This is a genomic window from Streptococcus sp. AS14, assembly GCF_000286495.1.
Classification (GTDB): domain Bacteria; phylum Bacillota; class Bacilli; order Lactobacillales; family Streptococcaceae; genus Streptococcus; species Streptococcus sanguinis_P.
Genome location: NZ_ALKI01000005.1, coordinates 1 through 6,563, shown reverse-complemented (window position 1 = coordinate 6,563; position 6,563 = coordinate 1). Strand labels below are relative to the sequence as shown.

Annotated in this window: 5 protein-coding genes; 4 read left to right on the top strand and 1 reads right to left on the bottom strand. The window is 43.2% G+C overall.

The window, feature by feature from the left end:
• Nucleotides 1-100 precede the first annotated feature (100 nt).
• From HMPREF1150_RS09405 to HMPREF1150_RS09420, 4 genes are all read left to right on the top strand, one after another.
• Nucleotides 101-292, top strand: coding sequence for a hypothetical protein (locus tag HMPREF1150_RS09405; RefSeq protein WP_002895243.1), 192 nt, complete (start codon nucleotides 101-103; stop codon nucleotides 290-292).
• Between the two features lie 113 nt (nucleotides 293-405).
• On the top strand, nucleotides 406-2,187 hold the full coding sequence (locus HMPREF1150_RS09410) for a serine hydrolase (RefSeq protein ID WP_009659218.1): 1,782 nt from the start codon (nucleotides 406-408) through the stop codon (nucleotides 2,185-2,187).
• A 205-nt stretch (nucleotides 2,188-2,392) separates the two neighbouring features.
• A complete protein-coding gene (locus tag HMPREF1150_RS09415; protein WP_009659216.1) occupies nucleotides 2,393-3,205 on the top strand; it encodes a CPBP family intramembrane glutamic endopeptidase in 813 nt (270 codons plus the stop codon).
• 102 nt (nucleotides 3,206-3,307) lie between these two features.
• A complete protein-coding gene (locus tag HMPREF1150_RS09420) occupies nucleotides 3,308-5,089 on the top strand; it encodes a serine hydrolase (RefSeq protein WP_009659219.1) in 1,782 nt (593 codons plus the stop codon).
• Between the two features lie 67 nt (nucleotides 5,090-5,156).
• Here HMPREF1150_RS09420 and HMPREF1150_RS11475 read toward each other — a convergent pair.
• A protein-coding gene (locus HMPREF1150_RS11475; RefSeq protein ID WP_156788984.1) for an IS3 family transposase occupies nucleotides 5,157-6,508 on the bottom strand; the annotation gives its coding sequence in 2 pieces (ribosomal slippage) (nucleotides 5,157-6,067 and nucleotides 6,067-6,508; 1,353 coding nt in all).
• Nucleotides 6,509-6,563 lie beyond the last annotated feature (55 nt).

Sequence of the window (6,563 nt, the reverse complement as noted above, 5' to 3'; positions counted from 1 at the left end):
TGATTATACAAATAGGCCTAAAATTTGTAAAAGATAAGAAGAGCTGGAATGGGATAGATTTCAGTCGTCATTTTAAATTGTATCTAAGGAGTAAGAAACCATGCCAAAAACGTTATTTCTCTGGCTTTTGACAGTCCTAAGCTTAGGACTGGTAAAAACGCCTCAAGCTAAGACGATGGAGCAATCTTTGAAGTCTAACACGGCGGCCATTGAGATTAGCCAAAAGATTCAGGACCATGTCAAGAAAGATGATGCGACAAGAGTGGCTGTAGAAGCAGTGACTTTTGATTAGATGATGCAAATCATTGCTTAAGAAAGGAGAAAGCTATGTTAAGAATTTTTATCCGAATGGTATACAGAAGTATTGCCTATGCGATTGTTGAAGCTAAATAGAAAGGAAATATCATGAAAAAATCATTTATTCTAATTCTTTTAACGATTATAACTCTAGGACTCTTCCGACCAATTACAGCCTTGGCTGAGGAGCAGAAGTTACCGTCTGGCACGGAGCGCAGCCAAATTGGTCAAAAAATCCAAGACTTTGTCAAGGAACATGAAAAGACAACAGCCGGTATGGCAACAACCGTTTTTGACAAGGACGGGACTATTTACCAAGGTAGTTTTGGCTATATGAACAAGGAAAAAGGCATTAAAGCCGACGACAACAGCGTCTTTGAATGGGGGTCAGTAGGGAAACTAACTATCTGGGTCTCCGTCATGCAGCTCTGGGAAGAGGGCAAGATTGACCTTGACGAAGACATTCGCACCTATCTGCCAGAGGGATTTATGAAGACTTTGCGCTACGACAAGCCCGTTACTATGACAGACCTCATGAACCATCAGGCCGGCTTTGGCGAGTCTACCCATGCCTACAAGGAAGATAAGGGCTTGTCTATTGAGGAGATTCTGGCAGTTAATCAGCCAGAACAGTCCTACGAGCCCGGCACCATGACAGCCTACTCAAACTTTTCTGCTAGTCTGGCAGCCTACATCGTCGAGCGAATATCTGGTCAGGACTTCTCAGCCTATGTCCATGAACATATCTTCCAACCACTAGGAATGAAAGACACTGCTCTATCAGCCGACTTTAAAGAAAATCCAAAGATTTACCAGAAGCGGATGGAGCAAATCTCTTATCGGGCGGACGGGACATCTATGGGAACTAGCTATTTCCATCTAGGGCTTTACCCAGCAGGGAATGCCGTCTCCACTCTGGCTGACTTCCAGAAGTTTGCCCAAGCGCTTTTGAAGAAAGAAAAGCTCTTCAAGAACGCTGAGACTTGGACAACCCTTTACACAGCAACATCGAATTATCCAGGAACGGATATGCCGCTCAATATGCACGGTTTTTGGACACGGGAGTACGGCACGACGCTTGTTGGCCATGGAGGAAACTCGACTGGCTACTCATCTTATATTCTGCTGGACTTGAAAAATGGTATAGGTATGACCATTATGACGAATCAGGATCATGAGTTAGTTTATAACTATGAAATGCCAGCCTTGGTTTTTGGACCTAAGAAAAAGACGGACTCAGCCACCTTTGATAAATTCCAGTCTGGCAATTACCGATCTGCTCGCAACTTTGCTAGTGGTCCTATATCTATCTCCAGAATCTTGCTTTACACTCAGTTTGTCAAGAAATCTAAGGACAATCCGCTTTTGACCCAGAATTTTTCAGTAGTCAGCGGTAGTGGAGACGAGACTAAGGTAACAGCTTCCTATGGCGACAACTTCAGAGTCAAGGATAGCGAGATTCTGAAAGACTGGTCCTTGCTTATTTCAGCGGCAGTCGGACTTGTTTTTAGTATCATTCTCTTTTTGGCACGGGGCGGACTGGATCTCTTCCGCTTGGTCTTCAAAAAAGGTCAATCTAAAACACCAAAACCTCTTCGTATCTGGACTTACCTAACTTCTTTAGCTGGAGTAGGTGTGGCTATAAACTTCCTCCTCCTCTTTAACACATTTGCTACCAGCGATCTGACCTTTTTAGCTAGCTGGCGCTACATTGTCTTTGCAGGTCTGGGATTGATTCTAGCTGGCTGTGCAGTCTTCCCGCTTCTGACCAAGGCAAGAAAAGGGCTGAGTAAGAGCCGCCTTTTCCTGACTGTCTTGACTAGTCTATCTGCGCTGGCAATCGTGGTTAATATCCTCTACTGGTCCCTCTATCAGTGGTGGGCATTGTGATTATTTTCTTGTTTTTTCTTGGGGAATGGGCTAGCTCATGAGGGAAACCGTTTGATTAATTCTTTTCACAATTCTAAGGTTAGTGATTTTTCAACAGGAGCTGAAGTACAATAGCTGTCTTTTATACAGAGCGCGGCTAAATGAGGCAAAAAATCAAGGACCTTATCAGAGTACAAAAATCAAACCATTTAAAGGAGAAAGTTCTATGACCAATGAAACAAGAAGCAAACCACAACCAAAACTAGTCTGGCCGTTCCTAGCCTGGAACTTCGGCTGGACTTGGGGATTTATGTTGCTAGCTATCATTCTCAAAAATCTCTGGCCGGAAAATCCACCCGTACTTTATCTGACTCTGGAAGGCCTCCTATCTAGTCTCAGTATGTTCGGACCGGTGATAGCAAGCCTAATGGTGCTGAAAATAAAAGGCTTCAAAGCCATCTGTTCCTTTATCTTCTCAAGCAAGAAAGGGACTTGGCTCTATCTCCTACTCTTCAGTGGAAGTCTGGCAGTGACTTTTGCATTAGCTTCCGGAGGCAAGCTGGTAGACGGGTCTCTGCTTTCATTTATTGGATCCTTTATCTACCTTATGACCTTGGCTGGTGGCATGGAAGAGCCTGGCTGGCGAGGCTTTCTGCAGCCGGCTTTGGGAAAGAAGTTCTCTATGCTTATCGCCTCCTCGATAACCGGTTTGGCTTGGGCTGCTTGGCATATTCCTCTCTGGTTTTATGACCGCTTTTATGATCGAAGTCAGAATCCCTTTCTAGTCTTTATCATTGTAACTATAGTCCAGTCTATCTGGTTTGCTGCACTGCATAAGAAGACGAAATCTGTCCTTGCCTGTATGATTTTCCATGCTCTGCTAGATATTCTGATAGAAACCTTTGTCGGCATCAACCTAGCTGATAAGTTTGATTTCTCTCAGGTTAACTCCCTCATTTACCTTGGCGGCTTGGGTATTCTGACCCTTTACAGTATTTATCTCTGGTATCGGGCGGATAAGCAGGCGAAAAATTCATGATTAAAAAACAAGAATAGCCTGATTCTAAAATTAAAAGGAGACTGTACAAATTATCTGACCTTAGCTCATATGAATCTTTGAGTCGAACAGAAAGGAAATGCTATGAAAAAATCATTTATTCTGACACTTTTAACGATTATAACTCTAGGAATCTTCCGACCGACAGCTGCTTTAGCTGACTCGCAGAAGCTTCCGTCTGGTACGGACCGCGACAAAATCGGTCAAAAAATCGAAAGTTTTGTCAAGGAACATGAAAAGACAACGGCCGGCATGGCAACAGCAGTCTTTGATAAAAACGGAACCATCTACAAGGGAAATTTTGGCTATGTGGATAAGGAAAACAAAGTCAAAGTTGACGATGACAGTGTTTTTGAATGGGCTTCAATCACTAAACTGACGGTCTGGGTGTCGGTCATGCAGCTCTGGGAAGAGGGCAAAATCGACCTGGAAGCAGACATCAAAACTTATCTGCCAGAAGGCTTTCTCCGCAATCTTCGCTACGATAAGCCTATCACCATGCTGGATCTGATGAACCATCAGGCTGGCTTTGATGAAATGCCACTCTACAAAAAGGGAGACAAGAGCGACTTGGAAGAGCAGTTCCGCGATTACCAGCCTATTCAGTCCTTTGAGCCAGGTACGACGACATCATACTCTAACTTCAGCACGGCTTTGGCCTCTTATATCGTGGAGCGGATATCTGAGCAGAAGTATGCAGACTATGTCCATGAGCATGTTTTTGAGCCGCTGGACATGGATCGGACTGCTATCTTGCCTGACTTATCGGACAACGCTTATGTACAGGAAAAGCGCAAGAAAGTAAAAGGATATGCGACAGATGGCAGCCTGTTAGGCGATGCACTTTATGAAGTCGGTCTGTACCCAGTTGGTCGAGCCACAGGAACATTGAGTGATTTTCAAAAATTTGCTCAGGCTCTGCTGAGTCGTAAAACTCTCTTTACTCAGTCGGAGACTTGGACGACTCTTTATTCGACGACAGCAACCTATCCTAATACAGACATCGTTCGTAATGCTCATGGCTTCTGGGCCAGTAAATTTGGCGTTACAGTGCTAGGGCACGGAGGGAATACGAATGGTTTTTCCAGCTATCTCCTGCTGGATCTGAAGGATGGTATCGGCCAGGTGATCATGACCAATCAAGGTGTGGAAGAAATTTATAATGATGGCATGCCAGAATTGATTTTCGGAAAACGTCCGACAGCCAGTGCAGAGACTCAGAAAAAGTTCGAACCTGGCTACTATCAAATCCTTCGGAATTTTAACCAAGGTCCGCTTTCTTTGTATCAGCTCTTTCCAGGTAATTTGCTTCATATGAAGAAGCCGTCCTCGGAGCGAATGGATCGTTCGTTTTGGACTATTTATAAAAGTGGAAATGGCAAAACGCGAATCGCTACTCCGGTCAGTGATTTTGAGAGAGTTCCTGACTGGGAAATCTGGACTAAGTTTGGGTTGATTGCTTTGGCAGCTCTTAGTGTCGTTTATGCTTTGGGTAATCTACTTGTGCGGCTTGTGCTAGTCCTCTATCGACTGGTCTTTGGCAAGGTGAAAAGCAAGCAAAATCGAGCTTGGAAATGGTGGCACATCTTGACAGCTGCAGGAGTAGTGGTCTCAGCTGGAAATTTACTCTTGCTCCTGCTTAGCTCAAGCACTACGGATCTCAGTATCATCGCTCAGTGGCGTTATATGGCTTTTGCAGGTTTGGGATTGTTCTTAGCAGGATGTGCGGTTTATCCGCTCTTTAGCAAGGCTCGAAAAGGTCTCGGGAAAGGCCGCCTCTTCCTGACAGTTCTGACTAGTCTATCTGCACTCGCTATCGTAGCCAATATTCTCTACTGGTCGCTTTACCAGTGGTGGGTGATCTAGTTTAAAAATTTTTGAAACAAGAAAAGAGCCGGCATATGTACTGACCCCAAAAAGTTAGACAAATAATTTAAGTGAAGGATTTAGTTCTGTATTGCACAGGGCTAAGTCCTTTTAGTTTGACCTTAATTCGTTTGTTGTTGTAGTAATCGATATAGTCTACAATAGCTTGTTCAAGGTCTTCTAAAGACCTAAAGTGCTTCTCATAACCGTAAAACATCTCAGATTTCAAAGTACCAAAGAAGGACTCCATCATACCGTTGTCTGGGCTGTTGCCCTTGCGCGACATAGATGCTTGAATTCCCTTACTCTCTAGAAACTGATGATAAGAATCATGTTGGTATTGCCAGCCTTGATCACTATGGAGAATCGTATTCTCGTAGTGTTTCTCTGTAAATGCCTGTTCCAACATCGTTTTTACTTGTTCTAAGTTTGGTGAAGTAGAAAGATGATAAGTAATGATTTCGCTGTTAAAACCATCTAAAACTGGCGATAGATAGAGTTTTTGACTGCTTGCTGGAATGGCAAACTCTGTCACATCCGTATAGCACTTTTCCATTGGCTTGGCTGCTTCAAACTGGCGTTGAATGAGATTCTCTGCTTTCTTGCCAATCTCTCCTTGGTAGGAAGAATACTTCCGTTTCCGACGAATTCGAGCCGTTAAACCAAGGACTTTCATCAGCCGTTGGACCTTCTTATGATTCACCACGAAGCCACGATTCCTTAGTTCAAGAGTAACTCTCCGATAGCCATAATTTCCTTTATGCTCACGATAAATGGCCTGAATTTCAGCTTTAAGTTCTTGATTCTTATCTGGTTGATCTAGCTGTTTTAAGTGATAGTAGTAAGTTGAGCGAGCTAAATGTGCCGTTTCAAGGAGTAAATCTAATCGAAATCCTCCTGAAACCATTTCTCTAACTGTCTCTGCCTTTCTCTCTCTAAGGCTTCGTCCCTGTCTTCTAGCTCTTTTAACTTTTTTAGGTAGGCCACCTCGGTACGTAGACGCTCATTCTCCTCTTGAAGTCGTTCTAATTCTGTCATTTCTTCCCAAGTTTTCTTCCGTTTACGTCCCATCCTAGCTGGCCTTCCTCTTGTTTTCTCAACAATAGTATACCCGTTTTTCTTGTATTGTGCCAGCCAATTTGAAAGTAATCCACTACTTGGGAGAGCATAATCCAGAGATACGCTTAGTTGCGAACGACCTTCAATCAAAACCTTATTGATGATTTCTTGTTTTAATTTAGGAGAGTAATAACGGTTTTTCCCTTTTTTGACATTTTCTATTCCGTAACGATCAATCAATCGGATTAAGTACTTAAGATTTGAAAGGTTCATTCCATATTTTTCTGAAAGTCGCTTTAAGCTGATTCCTTGTTTTCTTAGTTCATAGATTCGAACTTTATCCTCATAAGTTAATTTCATTTAAAAACACCCCAAAAGTTAGATTTTTTCTGTCTAACTTTTGGGGTGCGGTTCA